Source organism: Floridaenema flaviceps BLCC-F50, assembly GCF_041929275.2.
Classification (GTDB): Bacteria; Cyanobacteriota; Cyanobacteriia; order Cyanobacteriales; family Aerosakkonemataceae; genus Floridanema; species Floridanema flaviceps.
Map to the genome: position 1 here is coordinate 388,400 of NZ_JBHFNR020000002.1, position 26,444 is coordinate 414,843.

General features: G+C 40.7%; 28 protein-coding genes. 18 read left to right on the forward strand and 10 right to left on the reverse strand.

Translation table 11 applies throughout. The annotated features are described in order from the left end of the window. Positions 1 to 16: 16 nt before the first annotated feature. From ACE1CI_RS21615 to ACE1CI_RS21660, 10 genes are all read left to right on the forward strand, one after another. Positions 17 to 271 carry a (2Fe-2S) ferredoxin domain-containing protein gene (locus tag ACE1CI_RS21615; RefSeq protein WP_413261935.1) on the forward strand — a complete coding sequence of 85 codons (255 nt, stop codon included), beginning with the start codon at positions 17 to 19 and terminating at the stop codon, positions 269 to 271. A 15-nt stretch (positions 272 to 286) separates the two neighbouring features. Then, positions 287 to 805, forward strand: coding sequence for a PAS domain-containing protein (locus ACE1CI_RS21620; protein ID WP_413261936.1), 519 nt, complete (start codon positions 287 to 289; stop codon positions 803 to 805). After that, positions 792 to 1,958, forward strand: coding sequence for a SpoIIE family protein phosphatase (locus ACE1CI_RS21625; RefSeq protein WP_459563992.1), 1,167 nt, complete (start codon positions 792 to 794; stop codon positions 1,956 to 1,958). Before ACE1CI_RS21620 ends, ACE1CI_RS21625 begins: the two co-directional genes overlap by 14 nt. Positions 1,959 to 1,988: 30 nt before the next feature. Next, positions 1,989 to 2,483 carry a hydrogenase maturation protease gene (locus ACE1CI_RS21630; protein WP_413261938.1) on the forward strand — a complete coding sequence of 165 codons (495 nt, stop codon included), beginning with the start codon at positions 1,989 to 1,991 and terminating at the stop codon, positions 2,481 to 2,483. A 377-nt stretch (positions 2,484 to 2,860) separates the two neighbouring features. Then, positions 2,861 to 3,475, forward strand: coding sequence for a CP12 domain-containing protein (locus tag ACE1CI_RS21635; RefSeq protein WP_413261939.1), 615 nt, complete (start codon positions 2,861 to 2,863; stop codon positions 3,473 to 3,475). 783 nt (positions 3,476 to 4,258) lie between these two features. After that, the gene (gene nifJ / locus ACE1CI_RS21640) at positions 4,259 to 7,918 is read left to right on the forward strand and encodes a pyruvate:ferredoxin (flavodoxin) oxidoreductase (RefSeq protein WP_413261940.1); all 3,660 of its coding nucleotides are present in this window, start codon (positions 4,259 to 4,261) and stop codon (positions 7,916 to 7,918) included. A gap of 126 nt (positions 7,919 to 8,044) precedes the next feature. After that, positions 8,045 to 9,055 carry a dihydroorotate dehydrogenase-like protein gene (locus ACE1CI_RS21645; protein ID WP_413261941.1) on the forward strand — a complete coding sequence of 337 codons (1,011 nt, stop codon included), beginning with the start codon at positions 8,045 to 8,047 and terminating at the stop codon, positions 9,053 to 9,055. A 450-nt stretch (positions 9,056 to 9,505) separates the two neighbouring features. Further along, a complete protein-coding gene (locus ACE1CI_RS21650) occupies positions 9,506 to 9,829 on the forward strand; it encodes an antibiotic biosynthesis monooxygenase family protein (RefSeq protein WP_413266716.1) in 324 nt (107 codons plus the stop codon). A 216-nt stretch (positions 9,830 to 10,045) separates the two neighbouring features. Next, on the forward strand, positions 10,046 to 10,708 hold the full coding sequence (locus tag ACE1CI_RS21655; protein WP_413266715.1) for a hypothetical protein: 663 nt from the start codon (positions 10,046 to 10,048) through the stop codon (positions 10,706 to 10,708). A gap of 25 nt (positions 10,709 to 10,733) precedes the next feature. Beyond that, entirely contained in the window at positions 10,734 to 11,381 is a 648-nt protein-coding gene (locus tag ACE1CI_RS21660) for an SH3 domain-containing protein (RefSeq protein ID WP_413266714.1), read from the forward strand. Between the two features lie 65 nt (positions 11,382 to 11,446). On the opposite strand, the gene ACE1CI_RS21665 is transcribed toward ACE1CI_RS21660, so the two are convergent. Then, positions 11,447 to 13,309, reverse strand: a complete 1,863-nt coding sequence (locus tag ACE1CI_RS21665; protein WP_413266713.1) for a CHASE2 domain-containing protein — start codon at positions 13,307 to 13,309, stop codon at positions 11,447 to 11,449. Positions 13,310 to 13,484: 175 nt separating this feature from the next. Then, entirely contained in the window at positions 13,485 to 14,393 is a 909-nt protein-coding gene (locus ACE1CI_RS21670) for a FecR family protein (protein ID WP_413266712.1), read from the reverse strand. Positions 14,394 to 14,623: 230 nt separating this feature from the next. Between ACE1CI_RS21670 and ACE1CI_RS21675 the strand changes: the two genes are divergently transcribed. The 4 genes from ACE1CI_RS21675 (at position 14,624) to ACE1CI_RS21690 (ending at position 17,706) form a co-directional block, all read left to right on the forward strand. Continuing rightward, the gene (locus tag ACE1CI_RS21675; protein WP_413266711.1) at positions 14,624 to 15,331 is read left to right on the forward strand and encodes a HupE/UreJ family protein; all 708 of its coding nucleotides are present in this window, start codon (positions 14,624 to 14,626) and stop codon (positions 15,329 to 15,331) included. Between the two features lie 114 nt (positions 15,332 to 15,445). Then, a complete protein-coding gene (gene cobW / locus ACE1CI_RS21680) occupies positions 15,446 to 16,492 on the forward strand; it encodes a cobalamin biosynthesis protein CobW (protein ID WP_413266710.1) in 1,047 nt (348 codons plus the stop codon). A gap of 130 nt (positions 16,493 to 16,622) precedes the next feature. Beyond that, a complete protein-coding gene (locus ACE1CI_RS21685; RefSeq protein WP_496615686.1) occupies positions 16,623 to 17,102 on the forward strand; it encodes an orange carotenoid protein N-terminal domain-containing protein in 480 nt (159 codons plus the stop codon). 157 nt (positions 17,103 to 17,259) lie between these two features. Next, complete coding sequence (locus tag ACE1CI_RS21690) at positions 17,260 to 17,706, forward strand: orange carotenoid protein N-terminal domain-containing protein (protein ID WP_413266708.1); 447 nt, start codon at positions 17,260 to 17,262, stop codon at positions 17,704 to 17,706. Between the two features lie 105 nt (positions 17,707 to 17,811). Here the strand turns inward: ACE1CI_RS21690 and ACE1CI_RS21695 are convergent, their stop codons facing one another. Both ACE1CI_RS21695 and ACE1CI_RS21700 read right to left on the reverse strand, forming a co-directional pair. Continuing rightward, entirely contained in the window at positions 17,812 to 18,468 is a 657-nt protein-coding gene (locus tag ACE1CI_RS21695) for a hypothetical protein (RefSeq protein WP_413266707.1), read from the reverse strand. Continuing rightward, complete coding sequence (locus tag ACE1CI_RS21700) at positions 18,443 to 19,672, reverse strand: urease accessory protein UreH domain-containing protein (RefSeq protein ID WP_413266706.1); 1,230 nt, start codon at positions 19,670 to 19,672, stop codon at positions 18,443 to 18,445. The genes ACE1CI_RS21695 and ACE1CI_RS21700 overlap by 26 nt, the downstream gene beginning before the upstream one ends. Before the next feature lie 351 nt (positions 19,673 to 20,023). Here ACE1CI_RS21700 and ACE1CI_RS21705 point away from each other — a divergent pair, with 351 nt between their 5' ends. The 4 genes from ACE1CI_RS21705 to ACE1CI_RS21720 all read left to right on the forward strand — a co-directional run bounded on the left by ACE1CI_RS21705 (position 20,024) and on the right by ACE1CI_RS21720 (position 24,409). Next, positions 20,024 to 21,001 (forward strand): cell division protein FtsQ/DivIB, encoded by a 978-nt coding sequence (locus ACE1CI_RS21705; protein ID WP_413266705.1) that lies wholly within the window; start codon positions 20,024 to 20,026, stop codon positions 20,999 to 21,001. A 133-nt stretch (positions 21,002 to 21,134) separates the two neighbouring features. Beyond that, positions 21,135 to 22,424 carry a cell division protein FtsZ gene (ftsZ, locus tag ACE1CI_RS21710; RefSeq protein ID WP_459564124.1) on the forward strand — a complete coding sequence of 430 codons (1,290 nt, stop codon included), beginning with the start codon at positions 21,135 to 21,137 and terminating at the stop codon, positions 22,422 to 22,424. A gap of 319 nt (positions 22,425 to 22,743) precedes the next feature. Next, positions 22,744 to 23,577: a bifunctional hydroxymethylpyrimidine kinase/phosphomethylpyrimidine kinase gene (gene thiD / locus ACE1CI_RS21715; RefSeq protein ID WP_413266704.1), complete on the forward strand. Its 834-nt coding sequence runs from the start codon at positions 22,744 to 22,746 to the stop codon at positions 23,575 to 23,577. Between the two features lie 223 nt (positions 23,578 to 23,800). After that, complete coding sequence (locus ACE1CI_RS21720) at positions 23,801 to 24,409, forward strand: hypothetical protein (protein WP_413266703.1); 609 nt, start codon at positions 23,801 to 23,803, stop codon at positions 24,407 to 24,409. A 21-nt stretch (positions 24,410 to 24,430) separates the two neighbouring features. On the opposite strand, the gene ACE1CI_RS21725 is transcribed toward ACE1CI_RS21720, so the two are convergent. The 6 genes from ACE1CI_RS21725 to ACE1CI_RS21750 form a co-directional block, all read right to left on the reverse strand. Then, positions 24,431 to 24,748, reverse strand: a complete 318-nt coding sequence (locus ACE1CI_RS21725; protein WP_413266702.1) for a transcriptional regulator — start codon at positions 24,746 to 24,748, stop codon at positions 24,431 to 24,433. A gap of 4 nt (positions 24,749 to 24,752) precedes the next feature. Next, positions 24,753 to 25,079 (reverse strand): type II toxin-antitoxin system RelE/ParE family toxin, encoded by a 327-nt coding sequence (locus ACE1CI_RS21730; RefSeq protein WP_413266701.1) that lies wholly within the window; start codon positions 25,077 to 25,079, stop codon positions 24,753 to 24,755. Positions 25,080 to 25,144: 65 nt separating this feature from the next. Further along, positions 25,145 to 25,465 carry a transcriptional regulator gene (locus ACE1CI_RS21735; RefSeq protein ID WP_496615688.1) on the reverse strand — a complete coding sequence of 107 codons (321 nt, stop codon included), beginning with the start codon at positions 25,463 to 25,465 and terminating at the stop codon, positions 25,145 to 25,147. Continuing rightward, complete coding sequence (locus ACE1CI_RS21740) at positions 25,437 to 25,781, reverse strand: helix-turn-helix domain-containing transcriptional regulator (RefSeq protein ID WP_413266699.1); 345 nt, start codon at positions 25,779 to 25,781, stop codon at positions 25,437 to 25,439. The genes ACE1CI_RS21735 and ACE1CI_RS21740 overlap by 29 nt, the downstream gene beginning before the upstream one ends. 17 nt (positions 25,782 to 25,798) lie before the next feature. Next, positions 25,799 to 26,080, reverse strand: a complete 282-nt coding sequence (locus tag ACE1CI_RS21745) for a hypothetical protein (RefSeq protein WP_413266698.1) — start codon at positions 26,078 to 26,080, stop codon at positions 25,799 to 25,801. 130 nt (positions 26,081 to 26,210) lie between these two features. Continuing rightward, complete coding sequence (locus ACE1CI_RS21750; RefSeq protein WP_413266697.1) at positions 26,211 to 26,417, reverse strand: RelB antitoxin-like protein; 207 nt, start codon at positions 26,415 to 26,417, stop codon at positions 26,211 to 26,213. Between the last annotated feature and the right edge of the window lie 27 nt (positions 26,418 to 26,444).

The following is a 26,444-nucleotide window of genomic DNA, read 5'->3' on the forward strand; positions in this document are numbered from 1 at the left end:
CAATTACCCAAAAAATATGAAAAAAGAAAATTTATACCTTTGTATGGGTTCCGCTTGTCATCAATTAGGAGTTTATGAAGTATTGCCAAAACTCCAAAGTATGATTACTGAATATCACTTGGAAGACAAAGTAGAGTTAAAAGGTTCCTTTTGCTTAGAAACTTGTAGTGATGGAATCGTCATGAAATTCCGAGAAAAGGTATTTATCAAAATTAGTCCAGATAACATTGAGCAAAAATTTACTGAAGAAATATTGCCAAATATTGTTTAGAAAGGAGGCGGTGATGTGTTGAAAAAAACTGAAAAGACTCTGTGGGAACTCCTTTGGGAATATGACCCAAATGGTTTAATTGTAATCGATCAAGCAATGCAAATTACTCTGGTCAATCCAGCATTTTGCCGAATGTTTCAAGTAGACAGAGAGGACATCATTGGTCAACCAGCAACAGTAGTTCTCAATGATGTAAAAGATTTCCAAAAAGCATGGGAAAAAAAGCAAGTAATTCGAGTGCCTGAAACCGAATACTCAGAACTTGATATGTATGTAAAAGAGGTAATCTTTCCCATTCCAGATGAAGACCTCATCGCTTGTATCATGGTGGATATTACCCATGAAATCCATCGCGAAAAAGAAATGATTAAACTGAAAAGCGAGACATTAGCTAAAGTAAATGAAGTGGTAGATAATCAAATGAAAGTAGTCCAACAAATTGCAGGATTACTAGGAGAAACAACGGCAGAAACCAAGGTTAGTTTGTTTAAAATAGTCAAAATGTTAGAACGGGAGATTTCTGAAGATGGATAATTTTTTGGATATTTGCGACCTCAGTCTAAATAAAAAGGGGGAAGAACTTTGCGGCGATAAAGTCAAATTTCGCCGCACTGGAACAAAGACAACTATTGTGTTATCTGATGGTTTGGGAAGTGGCGTAAAAGCAAATATTCTTGCTACTCTCACCGCAGAGATTCTGATCACGATGTTGAATGCTGATGTGCCACTTGAAGAGGTAATTAAGACTGTAATTGGCACTTTACCAATCTGTCAGGTAAGAAAAATTGCTTATGCTACATTTACGGTAATTCAAATTGACCACGAAACTAATAAGTTTAAAGTAATTAATTTTGATAATCCTCCCATTCTCTATTTTAAAAAAGGTAAGTTGATTCAATTAGAATCAAAGAAAGAACAAATTTTAGATAAGAAAATTACCTTTTGTGAGGGTGATTTGGAAAGGGGCGATTTTTTGGGCGCTGTTAGTGATGGTGTACTTTACGCTGGGTTAGGAGAAACACTTAACTTTGGCTGGGGTTGGGAAAGTATTTCTAAATATATTGAAGATTTGTTTATTAGACAAGTGAATACAGCCCGAAATATTGTCCATCATGTAATTAGTGAAACCCATTCTCTTTATCGAGGAAAGATGGGAGATGATGCTACATTTGTGGGGTTATATCTGCGGAAGAGAAATCCTTTAATGGTATTTAGTGGTCCACCTTTGGAAAAAGCTAAAGATAAAACTTATGTAGATAGACTGTTAAATTTTGACGGGCGGAAGATAATTTGTGGTGGGACTACAGGTAATATTGTGGCTAAATATCTGGGTGAAACTATTGAAATGGATATTGCGACAATGCGAAAAGATCTGCCTCCGATCGGCAAATTAAAAGAAATAGATTTAGTCACAGAAGGCATATTAACAATTTCTAAGGCGATCGAACTCCTAAGAGACAGCAACTGCGATCCATCAAGAATACCAGTAGATAGTAATGGCGCAGTAATGTTAGCCAGAGAAATTTTAGATGCTGATTCTATCTTGTTTTTAGTGGGACAAAAAATCAATGATTTTTATCAAAATCCCCTATTGCCTAAAAACATTTCGATTCGCCGCAGTTTAGTCGAGGAATTAGTAAAAATATTGCAAGCAAAACAAAAGGAAGTTAGTGTGGAATATTGTTAACATAAGAGTTAGTAATACCTTTTTAATAAGATGAATTCTAATCTTTCAGAAATATTACAGACTCTAAATAAGTCTTTCATTGTCATTGGTTACGGCAACGATCTACGCAGTGATGATGGCATTGGCCCTCGCGTTGCCAATGAAGTAGAAGCTTGGGGAATACCAAATGTTAAATCTTTAGCTTTGCATCAATTAACGCCGGAAATAGCAGAGACAATTAAAGATGTTTACGGTGTGATTTTTGTCGATGCTTGTCAACTACCCGATGTTCAGGAGGTGCAAGTATTAACAATAGAAGCAGAAGAAACGGGAAAAAGCATGACCCATAATGTCGATCCCCGATCGCTTCTCGCCCTCTCCCAAACCCTTTACAATTCCCATCCCCATGCTTGGTGTATTAACGTACCAGCTGTTAACTTTGAAATGGGAGAAACTCTTTCTCCAGTTGCCGAACAAGGCGTTTCTCAAGCTTTAGAAAAAATTAAATTTATCTTAATTCAGCAAACTCATCAGCAGGAAGTTTAATGTTTAAAAATGCCCGCAAAATTTGTCCAGTTAGGTTTTTAGCGATCGCATCATCATATAGCGATCGTCCAAATTAACTAGGCAAGCATCAAATTGTTAATTATTGAAAAGGTCGGTAATTTACTTTGTGCTGCGGCTTTATGATCTAAGTAAGAAGTTAAACGAGCGATCGCTAACATTTAACGAGTAGTTCCTCAAACAACTATCCCTGAAGTTTCTGTCCATACAGGTTGGCAAATGGTAACTTTTTGTAGTTGTTTGTAAGAACACATTACTCATCAATTTACTACTAAATTTTTTAGCCATTAGTTTTTGACAAGAGACTCATATCTCAGGAATAATTACTAATGGCGATCGTCCGAATAAGAGGTAGAAAAATGTTAAAAGCATCAGATATTATGACCCAAGAAGTCGTCACTATTCGTGGTTCGGCGACAGCAGAGGAAGCAGTCAAATTGATGCGAGAAAAAGGGTTGCACACCTTGATTGTGGAACGTCGCCACGACCAAGATGCTTACGGCATAGTTACAGATAGCGATATTGTTTACAAAGTAACAGCTTTTGGTGTAGACCCGAAAAAAGTGCGCGTCTATGAAATTATGACCAAGCCTTGCGTTGTAGTCAATCCTGACCTGGGTGTAGAATATGTGGCGCGGTTATTTGCTAATACCAATATTCGCATCGCACCCGTAATTAAAAATGAATTGTTGGGTATAATTTCCATTACTGATATTCTCAGCAAAGGCGACTTTGTAGAACGTCCGAAACAAACTTTCCTCGAACAGGAAATTGAAAAAGCAGTTGCCAATGCCCGTGCTATTTGTGCCGAAAAAGGCCCAAAATCTAGAGAATGTGCTGTTGCTTGGGATATAGTAGAAGAACTCGAAGCAGAAGCTGCTCATCAACGTGCTAGAAAGCTGGACAAAACTTCATTTGATAAGTATTGCGAGGAATTTCCAGACGCTGTAGAAGCTCGGATGTACGATGTCTAATCAGACTGGATAATGGGTATATTGTTGCGCTTTAGGGTTCTTATTAACTCAAGTTGCTAGTTATAAGTCTGGCTCTTTCTTAGCCCCCCTTATTAAGGGGGGTTGGGGGGATCAAAACCTAGTAATCACAGCCCAAGATCCCCCCTAACCCCCCTTACTCAAGGGGGGAACTCCGAAAGAATTAATAACTAGCAACTTGCGTTATTACCACTCTTGATGATAGCGCTAAAGCGCAACAACGTACCTGCATTAAAATCAGGTTCATGAAGGCTTTGGGCTAAGTTTTGTTAACTAAGAAGTAGCCGAAAAAACACTGATAAATTTTGCTGCTATTAGTAGCAAATGATTCTAGATACTCAAATTCTTCAAGAGGTCGGCTATCTGGATTAAAGATGATATTTATTTTGGTAGATATTATAAATTGTTACCAAACCTTGATAAGCGTTAAAAAATACTAAAAAGTTGTGCCCATAATCCATCTTTGGTTAGATGATAAAAGAAGGAGGAATAAGGGAACTACCCTAAGAAAAAATTCTCCAATAATGCTTATGAGTAAAGGATTGGGTTGATTTCGTACCAGGTTTATCAATAAAAAAAACAACTGCAAAGTTGTTTTATAAAGGCTTAATAATCACCTGTTTCTTACAGTGTGGTGACTAAAAATATGGGTGATTTTAGCCAAAGATAAACAAGGATTACAGAATTTAGGCAGAGAAAAATTACCAACGGAATTCTGTAAAAAAAAAACAAGCAAAACCTAGTGGCTAACAAAGGTTTGAGATAATGACTACAAGAACTTACGCAACGATCGACGGTAACGAGGCAGTAGCTTATGTCGCTTACCGTTTAAATGAAGTAATTGCCATTTATCCGATTACACCTTCTTCACCGATGGCAGAATGGTCGGATGCGTGGACATCAGAAAACAAACCCAACATTTGGGGAACAGTGCCATCAGTAGTAGAAATGCAAAGCGAAGGTGGCGTTGCTGGTGCAGTTCACGGGGCGCTACAAACGGGCTCGTTAACAACAACATTCACGGCATCTCAGGGATTATTATTAATGATCCCCAATATGTATAAAATTGCTGGCGAATTAACACCTACAGTATTTCATATTGCTGCCCGTAGTTTAGCTGCCCAAGGACTTTCAATTTTTGGCGATCATAGCGATGTGATGTCAGCGCGTTCCACTGGTTTTGCAATGTTGTGTTCCGCATCAGTACAAGAAGCACATGATTTCGCTTTAATTTCCACCGCAGCTAGTTTAGAATCACGGATTCCTTTCTTACATTTCTTCGACGGATTCCGCACTTCTCACGAAGTCCAAAAATTAGAATTGTTGACCGAAGATGATATGCGATCGCTAATTCCCGATGAGTTAGTATTTGCTCATCGCGAAAGAGCATTATCACCCGATCGTCCAGTACTACGTGGAACTGCACAAAACCCCGACGTTTACTTCCAAGCAAGGGAAACAGTTAACCCATTTTATACAGCTTGTGTAGACATTACCGAAAAGGCAATGAATGATTTTGCCAAACTAACTGGACGGCAATATCAACTGTTTGAATATCACGGCGATCCCGCAGCGGAAAGAGTGATTATTTTAATGGGTTCTGGTTGCGATGCCGTCCATGAAACCGCCGACTATCTCAACAATTTAGGTCAAAAAGTTGGTGTATTAAAAGTTAGATTGTATCGTCCGTTGGATGCCAAGCGCTTAGTAGCAGCATTACCCGAAACGGTTAAATCGATCGCAGTTTTAGACCGTTGCAAAGAACCGGGCGCAGGTGGCGAACCTCTCTATTTAGATGTAATTACTGCTTTAACCGAAGAAAATCGGACAGGCATTAAAGTAGTCGGTGGACGCTACGGTTTATCATCCAAAGAATTCACCCCAGCGATGATTAAAGCTGTATATGATAATCTCGCTGTTGCCGAACCAAAGAATCATTTTACAGTGGGAATTAACGACGACGTTACCCACACCAGCTTAGAATTTGATCCAGAATTCAGCATTGAACCAGATAGCGTAGTTCGAGCAGTATTCTATGGTTTAGGTGCTGATGGAACCGTTGGCGCGAACAAAAACTCGATCAAAATTATTGGCGAAGAAACAGAAAACTACGCCCAAGGTTATTTTGTTTACGACTCGAAGAAATCTGGCTCGGTAACAGTATCTCACTTGCGCTTTGGGCCAAATCCAATTCGCTCAATTTATCTAATTAGTCAAGCGAATTTTGTAGCTTGTCACCAATGGGGATTTTTAGAACAGTTTGAAATGTTGAATATTGCCAAGCCAGGGGCAACATTCCTGTTAAATAGTCCTTTTGGGCCGGAAGAAGTTTGGAGTAAATTACCTCGAACTGTCCAAGAAACCATCATCAACAAGAAACTGAAATTATTCGTTTCCGATGCCAACAAAGTTGCTAGAGAAAGCGGCATGGCAGGAAGGATTAATACAGTAATGCAAGTTTGCTTCTTTGCCCTTTCGGGAGTGTTACCCAGAGAAGAAGCGATCGCGCAAATCAAGAAATCCGTTAAGAAAACTTACGGTAAGAAAGGGCCAGAAATTGTCGAGAAAAACATGAAAGCGATCGACAATAGTCTGGATAATTTATTTGAAGTTAAAGTTCCCGATCGAATCGATAGCGAAATAGTTATCCGTCCCCCTGTACCCGACACTGCACCCGCATTTGTACGCGAAGTATTAGGACAAATTATTGCTAAGAAAGGCGACGAACTTCCGGTTAGCGCCATGCCAATTGATGGCACTTATCCCACAGCAACATCGAAATGGGAAAAACGCAATATTTGCGAAGAAATTCCTGTTTGGGACCCCGATGTTTGCGTGCAATGTGGTAAGTGCGTGATGGTATGTCCACACAGCGTAATTCGCAGCAAAGTTTACGAACCAAGCGAATTAGAAAACGCACCGGAAACATTCAAGAGTACCAACGCTAAAGACCACGATTGGAAAGGCTTAAAATTCACCATTCAAGTAGCACCAGAAGATTGTACAGGTTGCGGTGTTTGTGTGGATGTTTGCCCAGCGAAGAATAAATCTCAACCCAAACTGAAAGCGATTAATATGGCAGAACAATTGCCATTAAGAGAACCAGAACGGGAAAATTGGGATTACTTCTTAAATCTGCCAAATCCTGACCGTCGCGAATTGAAGTTGAACAAGATTAATCAACAACAAATGCAAGAACCTTTGTTTGAGTTCTCAGGTGCTTGCGGCGGTTGTGGTGAAACACCTTACTTGAAATTAGTTAGTCAGTTATTTGGCGATCGCATGATCGTTGCCAACGCCACAGGTTGTTCCTCAATTTATGGTGGTAACTTACCGACAACACCTTGGGCACAAAATGCTGATGGACGTGGCCCAGCTTGGTCGAATTCCTTGTTTGAAGATAATGCCGAATTTGGTTTAGGTTTCCGCGTATCGATCGACAAACAAACCGAATTTGCCGTTGAATTACTGAAGAAATTAGCCAGCGAAATTGGCGAAACTTTAGCAAGCGAAATCCTCAACAACGAACAAAAGAACGAAGCCGACATTTGGGAACAACGAGAAAAAGTTGCAGCCTTAAAACAACGCTTAGACGAAGTAGTTAATTCGACATCGGATAACAGCGTTAAAGCCAAAGCAAAACAACTGAAATCTCTAGCAGATTATCTCGTCAAAAAGAGTGTTTGGATCATCGGTGGAGACGGTTGGGCGTATGATATTGGTTACGGTGGATTAGACCATGTAATTGCTAGCGGACGTAACGTAAATATCTTAGTTTTGGACACCGAAGTTTACTCAAATACTGGTGGACAAATGTCCAAAGCAACCCCTCGTGGTGCTGTTGCAAAATTCGCCGCTGCTGGTAAACCTGCTGCTAAGAAAGACCTCGGTTTAATTGCTATGACTTACGGCAATGTTTATGTTGCTAACGTAGCAATGGGCGCAAGAGATGAACATACATTGAAAGCATTCTTAGAAGCAGAAGCTTACGACGGCCCATCATTAATTATTGCCTACTCTCACTGTATTGCTCATGGTATTAACATGACCACTGGTATGCAGCAACAAAAAGCAGCAGTAGAATCTGGTGCCAAACTGTTGTATCGTTACAATCCAGAACGAGCAATTAAAGGTGAAAATCCGCTGCAATTAGACAGTCGATCGCCGAAACTTCCGCTCGAGCAATATATGTATGCTGAAACCCGGTTTAAGATGCTAACAGCCAGCAAACCGGAACAAGCAAAACGGCTACTTCAAGAAGCACAACAAGACGTAAATTCTCGTTGGGAAATGTACCAATATTTAGCCGCCCGTCAATTACAAACTACTAACGGTAGCGGTCATAATGGTCATAGCAAAAACAGTGAAAGTACCGACAAAGGCGAAGAAACAACAGGCGGAAAACCCGAAGCGTTGAAAAGCTAGTTGAAAGGCAGAGGGGCAGAGGGGCAGAGGGGCAGAGGAGATAATTGAAAAATTGATCCTACTCCCCAGTCCCCAGTCCCCAGTCCCTAACTTAAAGACTAGCCTGATTTTATTAGGAGAAATAGAATGGATTTAACTACTAATTATTTGGGATTAACGTTGCGATCGCCTATTGTACCTTCAGCCGCAGCACCCCTCACCGAGAATGTAGACAACATTAGAAAAATGGAAGATGCGGGTGCAGGTGCCGTAGTTTTGCATTCTTTGTTTGAAGAACAAATTCGGCAAGAACGCCAAGAATTAGACCATCATCTAACTTATCATTCCGAATCTTTTGCCGAAGCACTGACCTATTTTCCCGAACCAGAAATCTTCCACGTTGGCACAGAAGAATATTTAAATCATATTCGCCGCGCCAAACAAATGGTTGACATTCCAATTATCGCCAGCCTCAACGGTAGCACTATTGGCGGATGGACAGAATTTGCCAGTCAAATTCAACAAGCAGGCGCAGATGCACTCGAATTAAACATCTATTATGTGCCTACTGACTTTCACATGACAGGCGCACAAGTCGAACAAAATTATATTGACATTGTTAGCGCCGTAAAATCAGCCGTAACAATTCCCGTTGCTGTCAAATTAAGTCCTTTCTTCAGCAACATGGCATACATGGCAAAACGACTGGAAGAAGCAGGTGCAGATGGACTGGTTTTATTCAACCGTTTCTATCAACCAGACATCGACATTGACGAATTAGAAGTTCGCCCAAACGTTCTTTTAAGTACACCCCAAGCCATGCGTTTACCGATGCGTTGGATAGCGATTTTGTACGGAAGAATTAGCCCAGAATTAGCGGCAACAGGCGGGATTCACAAAGGACAAGAAGTGATTAAAATGCTCATGGCAGGAGCAAAAATCACCCAAATTTGTTCAGTATTAATGCGTCATGGAATTGCCCATATTCGCGACATTGAAAACGAAATGAAACACTGGATGGTTGAACATGAATACGAATCAGTCAAACAGATGATTGGTAGCATGAGTCAAATCAACTGTCCAGACGAATCAGCCTTTGAACGCGCCCAATATATGCGGGCAGTTCAAACTTACAAACCTGCTATTGCTCTCTCATAATAGTTAGGATTTTCTTGAATTCCCAGGCAATTAAAAAAACCTGGGAATTTCTTATAAGTAGGTAGATATAAATAAAGTGAAAACTGAGGCGGGCAGGATGCCCACCCCACAAGAATTACAGCTTTCTTGTGGGGTGGGCATCCTGCCCGCCCCATCCTCATATAACTATTATCAATTTATTTATTTACACCTACTTAGAAGGTAGAAGCGAAACGCAAAAGACATTATTTTTAATTAAGAGTCAAACCTTTGCGAAAATCAAAAAATCTCTAAAAAACATCTGCGGTTCATCTGCGTTATAAAAAAAGCTTTCGCCACCAATAAAAAAACATCTGTGTTCATCTGCGGACATCTGTGGTAAAAAATCTCTTAACAGTCAGCACTTCACCAAATTACACTTATAAGATAAACTTAAACCTTGTGCATTGACCACAAAAAGAGGAGTAGAATATGTCAGAATTTCTAGACTTTTTGCGACATAAGTTTGCCTACGTAGCTGTAGGAGAATTCAAACCTGGTAAATTTGAAGAAGCCAAACAACTTTACGAAAAAGCAATCTCTACTTACGATCGTGGTTTCCAGGGCGCATATTTGTTACAAATTCCCAACACTGATAAAGGTATAGCCATAATCTTTTGGGAAAGCGAACAAGATATGGGCGAAAATCAATCGGAAGCCTATCAAGAAATTTTGAAACAAATGTCACCTTTGTTTGCTGCTACGCCAGTAACCGACTTTTATGAAGTTGTCAGCGAAATATTACCAAAAGAGTGATATTTTGATTTAATTAACAAACTTGTTTGGTCAAAGAAAGTCTCAGATTTTCTTTGACTTAAATTGTTAATCAATCGATTCTAACTTAACTTCTAAACTACTCCTTCTCTTTCCTCTGCGTTCTGGAGCGCCTGGAGCGGTTCAAAGAAAATCTTTAATAGTGGGAACAAAAACCTTGAGTTTTACATCTAAAACTTAAACCCATTAAATCAAACTATGAAACACCTTGTAATTGTCAGCTTAACATTACTAATCGGTTACTCAAGCCATTATTTAGCAGTAGCTAAAACCCCAACAAATCAATTGACAATTGCCCAAAGTAACCCATTAAAAGACACCTTAGTAATTCCCGGAGAAAGAGTTGGCCCAATTACTAAAAATACCAGCCGCCAAGATTTAGTTAAACTATTTGGTGCCTCAACATTACAAGATAGAAAAATTTCTGGCCCTGAAGGAATCGGGGAATTTGCTGCTACTCGCGTTAACCTTGGTACACAACGTTCATTTACAGTAGTCTGGACTGATGCAAAACGTACTAAACCTGCTACTATCCGCGATTTTGGTTCAGCTTGGAAAACGCCTCAAGGCATCGGTATAGGCACTTCCCTTGCCGAATTAAGAAAACAATTAGGTGAGTTTCAGCTTTACGGACTTGCTTGGGATTATAGCGGCACAATTTTGCTGGAAAATACTAAATTATCGAATTATAAAGGCAAATTAAACTTACAGGTAGCACCTGCACCTGATGCAGCGAAAAATTTTCCTCGACAGTATCAAGCAGTTATGGGAGATGCCACTTTCTCTTCATCAAATCCTAATTGGCAACCTTTAGGGATGCGGATACAACAAATGATAGTTTATTTAGATCAAAGTATTTAGTTAGCGGCGGAAAGTTAGACTATTTATGAGCCAAAAACCTTTAATTAAGGCAGCAGCATTTTCTTCTGTTTTACTTTTGATCGCTTTACCTGTTAATGCTAAACCAGGCGATCCTAATGGGGCAAAAAATCAACCTGAAACTGGTTGGAGTTTATGGCAACGTTGGGACAAAATTAAAACTGCCGATTTCGAGATTGGACTTTCTCATATCGATTTAGGCGGGATGATGGAGTTTGAAAATGCTTGTTTTGGGGAAGTTGGTGCGCCAGATGCCGAGAAAAGAAAGTCGCAAACTTATTGGTTTCGAGTTAGTAATGATGTCGATCGCTACGGCATCGGTACAGTAGAAGTTGGCTGTTGGCAAGATGATAAGTTTAAACTTACTCAATCTGTAACTGCGCTGAAAAATGGTTTAACTTTTAGTGATGTTTATTGCCGTAAAGTAAGGGTACAAAAAGATGATGGTTTGGTAATTCGTGCGGAAGCAGATGCTAATTCTCGCGTTGTGGGAAGAGTAAAAAATGGGCAAACTGTGGAGATTTCCAAAGTTCCACCGGAAACGAAAATTCAGGATGGACGTAGTTGGATTAAAGTTAATTCTCCGATTGAGGGTTGGGTTTCTAACGGAATGTTAGGAAGCAAAGGCAACCTTCAATTTTGTAAGGAATTTTAGCAACCCTTGTAAAATTTAGAGACGTTCCATGCAACGTCTCTAAAATCGTTTTTGAAGATGTCTAATTATTTTGATTTTTTTATCCCTAAAATAGTGTAAATCATGGTTTCTTGTTGTCTACCGCGAAGTTGTATGGTTTTTACTTGTTCTCCTCGGTAGCGATCGCTAACATAACTAAAAGTTTCATCTGTTAGTAAAATTTTGAATGGTTTATCAGCCGTTAATTCTTTATTCATTGATTCTAATCGAGATGCTACATTAACGGTATCTCCAACTACGGAATAATTTAAGCGTCTTGTTCCTCCCACACTCCCAGCAATTAGCATTCCTGTGTGAATCCCAATGCCAAATTCAATTACAGGTTTACCTTGAGATTTTAAACGTCTATTTAGCTGTCTTAAGCGTTTGTGCATGGCAACGGAAGCGGCGATCGCATTCAGCGCATCTTGGCGAATTCCCTCTGGTTTAGTGTTAGGAAAAGGCACACCAAAAACCGCCATAATTGCATCTCCGATGTATTTATCTACGACTCCACCATGATCCATAATACAATTAGTCATTGTATCTAAATATTGATTCAGCCAACTGAGTAATTCTCGCGGTTTGAGGTTTTCGGAAATAGTAGTAAATCCCCGAATATCCATAAATAATACAGTAGCTATTAATTCTTGCGCTTGCAGTTTTCCATCTTCGATTATTTCTTCTTTGCGCTGCCAAATTAATTCCGCTGTTTCCGGCGAAACGTGCTTGGCAAATAAACTCATTAATTGTTGTTTTTCATACTGTTCTCGCAATTGTAAACCAACTGCTGCGATTAAGATTGTACCGATGGGTGAGGCGATCGGTATCCACCATTGATAAAAAACAAAAACTAAAGTTGCTATTGCCAACCAAGCGATCGGTAAGATAAAAATTAGAATTATTCTAGTCTTTAAATCACTTCCAAAAAATAGGCAACTAGCTGCAAATGCTAAGAAAAGTAATAACCCAAACTCCTGGATATCTGGTAATATTTGTAACCACCTTTTGTTGAGCAAATTATCAATTACGGCTGCATGGAGGTAAACCCCAGATGTAGGCGGTTCTGTATTGTAAGGAGTTCGCAATGGATCGGTTAAACCTATGGCAGTAAAACCAATTAACACAAATTTATCAGTAAATTTTTCACTAGGTATTCTACCTTCTGCTACATCTACAAAAGAATAGGTAAGTGGAGATGATTGCTGGGAATTATTGAGTAAAGAAACTACAGTTCCCGGCCAATTTAACCAGATGTTTTGGAAAGTTAGATATGTCCTTGGTTGGGGTAAAGAAATTGGTTTCTTTGTCTGATTTAAATTAGAAACTTCAATCATCGCCAAGCCCAAACTAGGAATAGAAAATTCTTCACTATTGATCCAAATTGGCACTTTACGAGTAATACCATCCCCATCAACTTGACGAGAAATATGTCCTTGATTACTAGCAGCTTCACTTAATTTTGGTACAGGTACTAAAGGATTTCCTAGCTCGTCCCATGCTCTGGCTAACACTACATTACCACTTTGCTCGATCGCTTGGGCAAATTCAGCATCTTTATCACTACGATCGACAAATTTAATATCAAATCCAATCGCCGCTGGACGAGATTTTTGTAAAGCATTTAATAGGGGAATATAGCGATCGCGTTGCCAAGGAAATTGACCATATTTCTGTACACTCTTTTCATCGATCGCAATCACAACTATTCTGCTATCCCATTCCTGTTGAGGTAAAACCCCCGTTTCCCGCATTTGAAATAGCAATTTGTAACCCACTCTTTCCAGAGGTTGCCAAGCATTTAATTGCCACATTCCCAAAGATATAATTGTTGCTGCTGCACCAGTCAGCCAGGGCGAACTATGGCAAAAGTAACGGCGCAGTCCACAAATTAATTGTTTAGATAGCATAATTACTACTTTGAAATTGCTGGTAAAACCCGATTATTCTAAAGTTAAGATGTTAAATCGCCTCATATTATTAATTGGCAATTTCACATCTTAAATTAGCAATCTCAATGCAACCCTGACGATTAAATGCAAAATTTGATTGGTTATTTTGCATTTTCAACTTAGTCCATTATCTTTAATTTTCCGGGAGTTTCAACTCATAAACTTGTTCTTCACCTAAAGGAGTACGCACCAGTAATCTCAGAACTCCTTGTGCAGGGAAAGAAACAACAGTTTCAAATTCACCCGTAGGACTAATTGGCAAACTCTGCCCTTCCAGAAAAACAGAATTAATCGGATTTACCACACCACTTACCCGGACTTTGCCAGTTTCCGGTGCTGGTAAAACTTCTAAACTAACTCTGGCATCACCATTAAATGAAGCAGGCTTTGTCGGTGCATTTCCTGGCCTGACGATCACATAATTTCCCGCCCCCACTTCTTCGGTAACTTCCTGATTTTGCTTTCCTCCACTGACTGCCACTAACCCTTCAACAGTGATAATTTGTGTTTCGCCATCTGGCTGAACTATGACGAGAAAATCCGTCCCTCTTACACCAGCAACCCCAGTAGGTGTTTGAATTGTAAAATTAGATCTAGGATTGGTAAAACGGCGTACTTTTGAGCGAACTTGCCCTTGATTCATCCTTAATTCTGTAGTAGTAGCACCATTAGGTTGTCTACCCAAATTTCTAATAGTCAAATTAGAATTTTGCGACATTCTACTATTAGCAATTCCATTATCAGTTGCTAAAGTGGCACTAGAATTAGCGCCAGTTCTAATTCCCTCGCCCGGATTAGAAATGCGATCGCCAACTTTTGCTTGACGTTGTACTTGCTTGAGAAAACCATTTTTGTAATAAGTCACATCGCCACTAACCTCAGTACATTCCAAAAAACGTTCTTGACTGATTTGTTGTTGACTTCGCCTGGGAGGGCCGCCAGCAAAAACCGGAAGCGAAACGGCAACTAAAATACCTGCTAATAACAAAAAAGCTAAGATTGCCGCCCTAGATGATCTAAACCAATTGACAGGATTCCTCATTTTTTCGATTTACAAATATACTGAAGTTAAATCAATGATAATAGTTCCCCACCAAACGACCCTTAGAAAACTATTTGCAATACTTATAAAGAAAAATGCCAGTGGAAACTTTCCTAAAGAACAAATAGTGCGGTAAAATACCGAAGCTTGTTGGTGCTGTCGCTAGGTAGCTACTGTAATCAGCATACCCATCGACAGTGATTTCGCGATCGCTCTGTGAGGAACAGATTATGTCCAAAAACTCCCTTTCAGTCTGTAAATCTTCTACCACTTCAGCTTCTCCCTTTCCGCATCAGCAAAAGTTCACACCACAACTCAGCATTATTTCAATCGTTAGTTTAGTGGTAATTGGATTTTTCAGCGTCACCCAAAAAGCAATGGCGCACCATGCAATGGGCGGGAGAATGCCTGCTAACTTCTTTGAAGGTTTTATCTCAGGTTTAGCCCACCCAATCATTGGCTTAGATCATTTTGCTTTCATCGTTGCGATCGGATTTTTAGCCGTAGGATTATCCAGAGGTGTATTAATTCCTGCTGGTTTTGTGTTCGCTTCTTTAGCAGGAACCGGACTACATTTAATGCAACTTAACTTACCAGGAAACGAAATCTTTATTGCCTGTTCAGTGATAATTTTTGGTGTTCTGCTTGCCGCACAAAAACAACTGAATTTAATTTGGTTAGTTGCCTTAGCTACTGTTGCCGGATTATTTCACGGATACGCTTACGGAGAATCAATTGTTGGCGCAGAAATGACAGCATTATTTGCTTATCTTTTGGGATTTAGCATCATTCAATTTGCGATCGCCCTCCTCGCCCTCACCATTGGCAACCTGGTAACTAAAAAATTCACCAACTTAACCATTTCACCCCTCAGACTAGCAGGCTTTGCCATTTCCGCGATCGGCGTAGTCTTCCTCACGAATTCCTTAGTTAGTTAATAGTCATTAGTCATTGGTCATTTGTGATTCGTTAATGGTTAGTTGTAAAATCAATCAGTAGTTCTTCATCAAGAACTAAGGACCAATGACTAATAATCAATCAATAATAAAAAAATGCACAAAATCCCTGTTACAGTTATTACCGGATTTCTCGGCAGTGGCAAAACCACTTTAATTCGCCATTTATTACAAAATAATCAAGGTCGAAAAATCGCCGTTATCGTCAATGAATTTGGCGAACTTGGAATCGATGGAGAATTACTGCGTTCCTGCCAACTTTGTGAAGAAGAACCAGAACAAGTAAATAACAACATTGTTGAACTTACCAACGGTTGTCTTTGTTGCACCGTTCAAGAAGAATTTTTGCCCACAATGCAAGAATTATTAAAACGTCGCGAAAACTTAGACTGTATCTTAATAGAAACATCAGGATTAGCCTTACCTAAACCCTTAATTCAAGCATTCCGTTGGCCGGAAATTCGCACAGGTGCTACCGTAGATGGTGTAGTTACAGTAGTAGACTGCCAAGCCCTTGCTTCAGGAAATTTAGTCGGCGATCTCAACGCTTTAAATGCTCAAAGACAAGCCGATCCCAATTTAGATCATGAAACACCGATCGAAGAATTATTTGAAGACCAATTAGCTTGTGCTGACTTAGTACTACTCAGTAAAGTTGACCAAATAGACAACCAAACTCAAAATCAAGTTGAGAAATGGTTAAAACAACAATTACGTTCTGCTGTCAAATTAATTCCTTGTAAACAAGGCGAAATAAATCCAGAACTATTGTTAGGTTTTAATGCCGCAGTAGAAGATAATTTAGAAACTCGTCCTAGTCACCATGACACAGAAGAAGAACACGAACACGACGACAACATTAACTCAGTTCACTTTGTTTTAGAAGGTAACTTCCAACCCCAAACACTAGTAGAAAAATTACAAAACCTAGTCCAAAAATTAGAGATTTACCGGATTAAAGGCTTTGTTTCCGTGCCAAACAAACCCATGCGTTTAGTATTGCAGGGAGTTGGCGATCGCTTAGAATACTTTTACGACCGACCTTGGCAAAAAACCGAACCCAGACAAACCAAATTAGTCCTAATTGGGCGAGATTTAGAAACCACAGAAATCACCAAAGAACTGCAAAAAATCGCCGTTTAATACCTTCATCTGTCTTGAGAAAGACTTGCTTTTCTTTGATCCCCTGCAAAGTCTCTGTCCTTTTGTAGGGGTATTAATCTTGCTGTTTGTTTCAATATGTAAATGTTCGTTAACAATCAGCAAAACACCAATGACAGTCAGCAATATAAGCGCTTACGACCAAGGTAAAGAAGCACTAAAAAACTTGAATGTAGACGACCAACTGGGTTTACTTTGGGTCGTTTACACCAAGTTAGGAAAATCAATTACACCAGCCGCTCCCGGCGCTTCTGGATCGGAAATTGCTCAAGGTTTGTTCAACCAAGTTAAAGCACTTCCCCATCAAGAACAATTGCAAGTAATGCGCGATATCGCCACCAAAGCTAACACTGAAATTAGCCGCGAATATGGTTCTTTGAGTCCCGAAACAAAGTTAGCTTTCTGGTATTTCTTAGCGCAAGGAATGGAGAACGCTACTATTATCCCCATGCCTCCTAACTATGAACTTCCCCAAACCGGAAAAGACTTATTAGGCAGAATTGAAGGCTTAAGTTTCCAAGAACAAATTGATTTCCTGCGTGGTGCAGTTTTACCAATGGGAACAGAACCAGCGGGCGGTTCTCGAATTTAGCACTGTTAGTTGTGAACACTGAGCGTGTTCAAACAAAGGAAAAGCAACGACTAAAGTCGTCACAACAAACAAGTTCGTTGTGAACACTGAGCGTGTTCAAACACAGAAAAAAGAACGACTAAAGTCGTTACAACAAACATAATTTTTGGAGAATCAAATGACTTATACTCAAGCTAATGTCGAACAAATCGTTGACTCTTTACGCCGCTTAAATGCAGACGATCAATTAGCTGTATTGTGGTTTGTTTACGAAGAAATGAAAGGCGGTATTACCCCAGATCCTAAAACAGCGGGATTAGAACTTTCTCAAGCAATTCTTCATAGAATCCAGCAAATGTCTCGCGACGAACAACTGCAAGCACAACGCGACATTGTTACCGGAGCAGACAACGAAATTACTCGCGAATATCGCGCTTTAAATCCCCGTGCTAGACTGGGCGTTTGGTATGTGTTAGCTCAAGGAATGGAAGAAGAAAGCGTCATTCCTATGCCTCCAAATTATCAACTTTCTTCGGAAGCACAAAAGGTCTTAGATCAAGCTAAACAACTCGATTTTGAAAGCCAAACCAGCTTCATGAGTAGCGCCTCTGCCAAAATGGGCTAACCGAAGGTAGAGGTAGGGAGATAGGGAGATGGGGGGATGGGGAGATGGGAAAAAAATACTCCCCCTACCTCCCTACCTCCCCACCTCCCTATCTCCCCTGCCTGCCTATTTTCTCTTTTGCAAAACTGCCCCAAGTATGCCAATTCCGGCGATGCTTGCGCCAGTAATAATTAAAGGTAATGCTGGATTAATTCCTGGTTTTTTCTCTGTATTTAATTCAGCATTCTTATCAGTTTTTCCGGTATTTTTCTGCATCTTTTGATTTGTTTGATTTGGCGAATTTACCGCTTTGGGGCTAGGTGTTGGTGCTGCCACAGTTCTACCAGCAGCCACAGTCACCGAGAAAGTTAATTTAAACGGTTTAAAATTTGCATTTGTTTTCGGAGAGCCGCTTAATTGTATTTCGTAATTTCCCGCTTTAGGAAATACAATATCTGCTCCCGGAATGCCTTGATATTGAGAAGTTGAAATAGGTTTTAAAGCAGGTTTTAACAAAGGAGCAGATGCTTTAGTGCGAGGTTTACTGTAAACCTCAATTTTACAGTTACAATCTTTTAGCGGGACTATTTTTCCTCCTCTCCGAGTTAGCGCTACCCAAGTTTCTGAAGATTCACCCGCTTTCGGATTATCATTGGGTTCAATATGTAAAGTTCCGCCCACATCTTCAGCGACTTTTACAGTATGTGCGTAAACCGGAGTAATGGCTAATCCGAAAAATAGGATGGTCGCCAAAGTTTTATTCAGCCTTAAGCGGTGCAGCATAGAATTTTTCTAAAGATAAGATTGACCAAAATTGGCGCGATCGCACCAACAAAACACTAACACTAACTAATATTAAAATCACCGTTCTAAACTTATTTTCCCAACTCCATTGCAACCCACCTAAATAATGCGAACCAATCACTACAGCGTGAATCGCACACAACAGAAAAGCTGGCACAGCTAATAAATGAATTTGTCGCCAACGGTTGCCTAAATTTTTCTGAAAGCGATCGAAACTCGTCACCGTTGCCGGAATCATTAATATTAACGCGACAATGCCCGTCACCACACCCAATTGATGCAAAGGCAACATGAACGAAACCGCATAAACATTCCAACTCAAAGTATGATCTAAAATATGAGCAACATGAGCTAAAGCTAATACAAAAGCCCCCACACCCAAAGCCCTGCGATATCGCAAAGGATGGGGCCAAATTCTGCTAATTGGACGAGCAATTAAAGCCAACATTAAAAATAGTAAAGCGCCGTGACTGGTGAAGTCTATCATCGTATCACCAGTGCGTAGTAAAGTTAAAACACCGATCGCGATCGTAATCCAACCACCCATGCGGAACAACTGAGAGCGCCGATTCGCACTCACACCAGAAATCGAAACTCCCACCCCCAACATCATCGGCAGAGTTCCCAACCCAAAAGCCAACATTGTCCCTGCACCAACCCAAAGATTACCAGTTTCTGCCGCCTTAATTTGGGCAGCATAGAGAAAACCACAGGGAATAAAACCCCAAACCATCCCCAAAATAGCCGGAGTCCACCAACGATTTTGGAAAGAGAGGTTTAGCATAATTTTACTTAAGCGATCGTGCAACTTCCCCTGAGTCAAAGGGTGAAAAATCGGAATCGGAGGCAGAAAATCCGGCTTCACCTGCGCCAAACCAAACCAAATCAACATGATCCCCGTCAACACAGCAATAAATCGCCGCAACACACTATCGATTCCCGCCATTTGTCCGCTAGCAATCAAAACCGAACCAAAAGCCCCAATAGTCGCACCCACCAAGGCATAGCTCAAAATTCGCCCTAAATTGAGCAAACTATGAAAATATAATTGTTGTCGCCAACTCGCACCCAGCTTTGGCTTCTGGGAAAGGGAAAAAGCCACACTCAAAGGCCCACACATCCCGATACAATGACCAAAACTTCCCAAGAAACCCAAAGCAGTCATCAACAGCAAGTCGAGCATTTTGGTCTTAAACTCCCGGAGATTCGTAAACTCACAATCAAAGTGATTTTAGCTGAAGATCGCTGTCGATCGAAAATCCCCCTATTGCCAAACTTATCAGAGTGATGCGTAAAATCCTCGTTTAAAAACGAGGGATATAAGCGAACTGTTGACATCAAATCGGTGAAAGGAAATCAATCAACAGATAGATGGCAAAATAATTAAGTAATCGATAGCCAAACTCACACAATTTTTAATATTCCCCATCCCCATTACCCCTAAAATCAAAACCATCTCCAGAATAGTTACTAACTAAAACTCAGCAACAGCAAATCAATTAGCAGCATTACTTCAGGCATTCGAGGCATTAGTATGACCAGCATCCTATCGGTTAGTTCATCAGAATTGTCCCACAGGCGAAAAACACTGCGTCGTCAAAGAAGACGGCAGCTAGTTTGTGGAATTTGGCGCATTTTAGCAATTAGTAGTTTAGCAGGTGGATTAGGCTGGGGGGCCACTCAACCAGTATGGGTGATCAAACAACCCGAACAAGTCAACATTGAAGGCAATGAAATTCTTTCCGACCAAGGAGTTCGCTCTTTGCTATCCTTGACTTATCCCCAGTCATTACTACGAATCGAGCCAAAAACAGTAGCTCAACAACTAGAAACAAAGCAAGCACTGATAGCCAAAGCATCAGTCAGCCGCCAGCTATTTCCACCCAGTTTAACGGTCAAAGTCGAAGAACGGGAACCAGTGGTAACAGCCGTCTCGGTAAATCCCAGCACACCCCCAACTTCCCAAACCCCATCCCTGACAAATCAAGCAAATTCAAATCAAACAAGTAAACCAGAGGAAACAACCCCTCCCCCACCTCTACTAGCTCTAACAACACCAGTGGGATTAATAGATGCCAAAGGAACCTGGATACCAATAGAAAACTACAATTCTGCCGGACAACCCCTGCCGCTGCCCACACTGCGAATAATTGGCGATCGCCAAAAATATTTACCCCATTGGGCAGAAATGTATCAAGTATTGCGTCGCTCCCCCGTCAAAATTTCTGAAATAGACTGGCAAAACCCAGCTAATGTAATCCTGAAAACCGACATCGGTACCGTGCATTTGGGAATATATGGTTCTCAGTTCGCCGACCAACTCGCAGTATTAGACCAAATGCGCCACTTGTCAAAGGAAGTTGATGGACACCCAGTTGCTTACATTGACCTAAGCGACCCCAATTCACCCGCTGTTCAATTACAATATCCAACGACTCAACTCGACTCAGAGTCGGCGCAAAACCTAAAGATACGCTCAAAACGAACACTAAACCTTAACAGACAGCGATAAGCTATGGTTAGCAAAAGTTGCTATATAATCAATCAGCTTGTCACTATTTATTGGTTTTTCAACCACCTTAGCCTATAGTTGACTTGAGCTACCTAGAATTGAAAAGTTGTTTAGGCACTATTTTTTGATTCCAATGATTCTTAATAATAGACAGGGGCTCGCAAAAAAAGTTTCCCAAGCAGAGGGACAACAGGTGGCACCAGGAATGGATGCTAGTAATCCTTATATGATGACTGGATTTCAGTTTGGTCAAGTTCGCGAACCCAAAGATATGGCTGAAGAAGCACGCAGCGGCGAAATCGTACCGAGTCGGGTAGCCAAAATTAAAGTGATAGGTGTTGGTGGCGGTGGCAGCAATGCCGTCAACCGCATGATTGCCAGCGACCTCTCTGGAGTAGAATTTTGGTCAATTAACACCGATGCTCAAGCCCTGGCTTTATCATCTGCCCCCAGACGCTTGCAAATCGGACAAAAATTAACTCGTGGTTTAGGTGCTGGTGGTAATCCAGCAGTTGGTCAAAAGGCAGCAGAAGAATCTCGTGATGAACTAACTGCTGCTGTTGGTAACGCAGATTTAGTGTTTATTACTGCTGGCATGGGTGGTGGAACAGGTACGGGTGCAGCAGCAGTCGTAGCTGATGTCGCCAAAGAAGCGGGTGCCTTGACAGTAGGTGTAGTAACTCGTCCTTTTTTCTTTGAGGGACGACAACGCATTAATAAAGCAGAAGAAGGTATTGCCGCTTTACAAAGTCGGGTGGATACGTTGATTATTATCCCCAACGATCGCATCCTCTCCGTAGTGCCCGAAAATACCCCCCTGCAAGAAGCATTTCGCACCGCCGATGACATCCTCCGTCAAGGTGTGCAAGGCATCTCCGATATCATCACTATCCCCGGATTAGTAAATGTAGACTTTGCTGATGTCCGGGCAATCATGGCAGATGCTGGATCGGCCTTAATGGGTATCGGTGTGGGCTCTGGTAAATCACGGGCTAGCGAAGCTGCTTCTACAGCCATTTCTTCGCCTTTACTAGAATCCTCCGTCAAAGGCGCAAGAGGTGTAGTATTTAACATTACTGGTGGTAGCGACCTCACCTTACATGAAGTGAATGCAGCAGCTGAAATTATCTACGACGTTGTTGATCCCAACGCTAACATCATCTTTGGCGCGGTGATTGATGACAAAATGCAAGGAGAAGTCAGAATTACGGTAATTGCCACAGGGTTTAGTGGGGAAGCTCAGCAGCCACAAGCGGCTGGGCAAACACGCCCAACTGCAAGGCAACAAAATCAGCCACCAGTTAAACCTGCAACTGCCGTTAATCTCAGACCTGAACCAGAAAGGCAACCACCTCCATTAGAACAAACTGGATTAGATATTCCAGAGTTTCTCCGCAGAAATCGTCCCAAGAGAGACACTTAATATCTTTTCTTTGAGAGGCTCCTGACGCTCCTGGCGCGGTGATTGATGTGTAGCAGGATTTGGGAGAATTGTAAACAGTTATGTAGTTGAGTTGGTAAGGTTTGGTATTGCCTGTTAATTCCCGTTTCTGGTAGGGTAAGCATCAAGAATTCAGTTATGCTTCTGGGTGCAATGGCAAAATATAAAAATATCGAGAAACCGCCTTGTTTGAGTTTTCGCAGGTAATTTCTCAGGGGAAAAACCCAGGCTGAGAGTTACGGAAAAACATAAAGGAATTGGGTTTCTCGACCTGCCCCAACAACTTGAAACTTCTTCCGCTATGACGAAGGAAACAGCATTGGTTGTACCAGTAGCTTTGACGATCGCAGGTTCAGATAGTGGCGGCGGAGCCGGAATTCAAGCAGATTTAAGGACTTTTGCCTTTCACTGCGTTCACGGAACTAGCGCCATTACCTGTGTGACAGCCCAAAACACTTTAGGCGTAAACAGAGTTGATGCCTTGCCTGCGGCGGCTGTAGTGGCTCAGATTCAGGCAGTAGTGGCTGATATTGGGGTGCAAGCTACAAAAACTGGAATGTTACTCAATCAGGAGATCATTCAGGCTGTAGCTCAACAAGTCAAAGAGTTAAAAATTGATAATTTGGTAGTTGACCCAGTAATGGTATCTCGCGCCGGAGCTCAGTTAATTGATGATGCTGCGGTTGTTTGTTTGCGCGAGCAGTTGATTCCCCAAGCAAAAATTGTGACTCCTAATCGTTACGAGGCGCAAATGCTGGGCGGTTTGGAAATTAAAAGTTTAGCAGATATGGAGGAAGCGGCTAAAGGCATTCACAAACTGGGGGCTAAAGCGGTTTTGGTCAAAGGTGGTGGAATGTCGGGAGATTTGCGGGGTGTGGATGTTTGGTTTGATGGTGAGCAGCTTTTAACTCTAACTACATCGCTGGTGGAAACAACCAACACTCATGGCACTGGTTGTACTTTAGCAGCTGCGATCGCCGCTAATCTAGCACAAGGAAAAGATTTATTAACCGCCGTGCAATTAGCCAAAGATTATGTTACCACTGCTTTAAACTACGCCCTCAGTATCGGCAAAGGCCAAGGGCCAGTAGGACACTTCTTTCCTCTGTTATCGCAGTCGCCAGAACGCTATTGACATAAAGTTATGTGGAAACCTAGACGGTGAACTTTTTTTATACCTGTTCCCCGTTCCCTGTTCCCTCGAATTATAAAAACAAATTTATGGAATCGATCGCTCTTATGTTATCCTGAGTGGGACTATTCTTAGGCGTAGTGGAAATCTAAGCAATTAAGCTTAGTCGAGAGACTGTTAAACAGGTTGCCTCTGGCTGACCTAACTTTAAGTTAGAGCAAAACTTATGATGCCAAATTTCAATCCCAAGCAACCCCACCAAAATACAGGAAATGGTGGTCAGAATATCCCCACATCAGCTGGAAATAATGCTCGGTCGGTACCAATTTCTATTTATCGCGAACTAGCAGCCGAGTTGCAAGCGACAAGGGTGATGCTGGAATCGTTGAATAACCAAAATCAGCAGTTGTATGAACAAAATCAACAATTGCGCCGGGAAATTGAAAAGGTTGTTCATTGTGCTCTATATCTAAAGCAGGTAGCTGATGCTTCGGTTCCGGGAATTCGTCAGCCGGATTTTATTCATCCAGAAATGCGATCGGATTCGATAGATATTTCTTATCTACGACAATTAAATAAACGTCCTTACCCAAATTCACCAGCAAATTCCCCCACTTTGGGAGTAGAAGCTTTTGACGATGGCGAGTCTATGATACCCATTTTTCAAGAAAAATTGGTGACAGAACAAGCGCAAGGGCGTTATCGGCGGAATAGTGAGTTAGACCGCAATGCAGAAATTAATGGTTGGTGGTTGACTTTGGCGATCGTTTTAATTGTAGTCACCGCTTTTGGTGCTGGCTATTTATTTATGCGCCCACTTTTGATTAAAAGATAATTTTTAGTAGCTATTAGCTAGTTAGGATTGGGTTTCTTTGGGTGTAATTGTAATTTGGAAACCCAGTTCATTTAGTAATTCGATGAAAATGTAAATTTCGCTAGCATTACTTTCGGTTAGGATTCGATCGAGCTTTTCATGCAACTGTTTTGTTGATGGAGAAAGGCGATGATCGCACCTTTCCCAAGCCTCAATAACCTTTCTCAGTGCATTTCGGAGAAGTTCCGGTTCAGGATTTTCTTCTTCTAAAATAGCTTCAATATAACCAGCAGCGTGTTCAGAATCTTTGAGAAATTGAATCAAATCTTCATGGTAACTAACACTTTTAGTTTTAAGCATTGTCTTAACTCCTATATTCTGCCCAGTATTCCTTAGCTGTGTTAATGTCTTGATCTTGAGTGCTTTTATCCCCTCCACAGAGTAGAAGGATAATAATAGATCCTACTTGTCCAAAATAAATTCGGTAGCCGGGGCCATAGTTAATTCTAAGCTCAAAAACTCCTTCTCCCACTGAACGATAGTCTCCTAAATTACCTAGCGCAACTCGTTCAAGCCTCCCACGTATCTTGATTTGAGCCTTGATATCCCGAAGCGAATTCAACCACTCCGTAAAAGGAATTTTGCCATCTGGTGTAACGTAACGCTGAATTTCCCTTGGTTGGGCTTCCATGATTTTATTGTAGTTCCATAATTGTCTGATTTCACGAAAAATCGCATCATATCAAACTCGGGAACTCATTTAGTTTCTTTCAGTGAAATAGTTACTTGAAAACCTAGTGAATTTAGTAATTCTACAAAAGTGTAAATTTCTGAAGCATTACTTTCGGTTAGTATTCGATCGAGCTTTTCATGCAACTGTTTTGTTGATGGAGAAAGGCGATCGCACCTTTCCCAAGCTTCAACCACATTTCTAATTGCCTTTCGCAATAATACTGGTTGATCGCCGCCTTCTTCCAAAACTACTTCAATATAACCAGCAGCTTCTTCACGATTTTTCAGAGACTCTATTAGAAACTTATGGTAGCTATCACTGGTCGGCATTTTCAGATTTTTCATAATTTTTACATTGTACTTCCAATCGAAAACCTAGTGCATTTAGTAATTCTACAAAAGTGTAAATTTCAGTAGCATTACTTTCGGTTAGCATTCGATCGAGCTTTTCATGCAATTGTTTTGTTGATGGAGAAAGGCGATGATCGCTTTTTGCCCAAGCCTCAATAACCTTTCTCAGTGCATTTCGGAGAAGTTCAGGTTCAGGATCTTCTTCTTCTAAAATAGCTTCAATATAACCAGCAGCGTGTTCTGGATCTTTGAGAAATTGAATCAAATCTTCACGGTAACTATTACTCGTTGGCATTTTCATGTTTTTCATAATTTCTTTGCAGTCCACTATTGATCATTAGGAAGCAACATTTTTAAACCCATTTGTTCCTTAATAACTGCAATAGGAGTGCCATCAATAAAGTATGCAATAGCAGCTTGACCGAGAATTTTTGTACCTGTACCTGCAACACCAGCAGAGACAACGTTACCAAAACCAGGTATTAGTTTGACTACTCCTCTAGCAACTTCACGTAAAACAAAACCAGTTCCAACATTTATACCTAATGCTGTTAAAAACTCTGTAGCTGCCTGAAGTGATAAATCACGACCTGAGATAAAGCCAATCACAACTAGAGTTCGCCATATATCACTACTTCTTTTTATAGTTTAAATTTAATATTAGCACCGGGTTGCATTCTCTAGTAGGATAATTTACGCTGATTTTAGCGATAAGTGTGATGAATTAAGAAAAAGATCCTTATGATTGCTTGCTTTTAAGGTGTCTGTATTTATTTAAAGCTACTTCCTTGGAAAGTCTTTCTTCATTCTCCGATTCTTTGATTAACTTTGCCAAACCGTAATCTTCTAAAATCTCTTCAATTTTTTCAAATTCAGCAATGGGAATTTGCACGGCAATTGGTTGCTGATTTTCGTCGAAAACAATGTTTTTATAAATTTTCAGCATTCTTGCTAATTAGGAATTGTATAATTG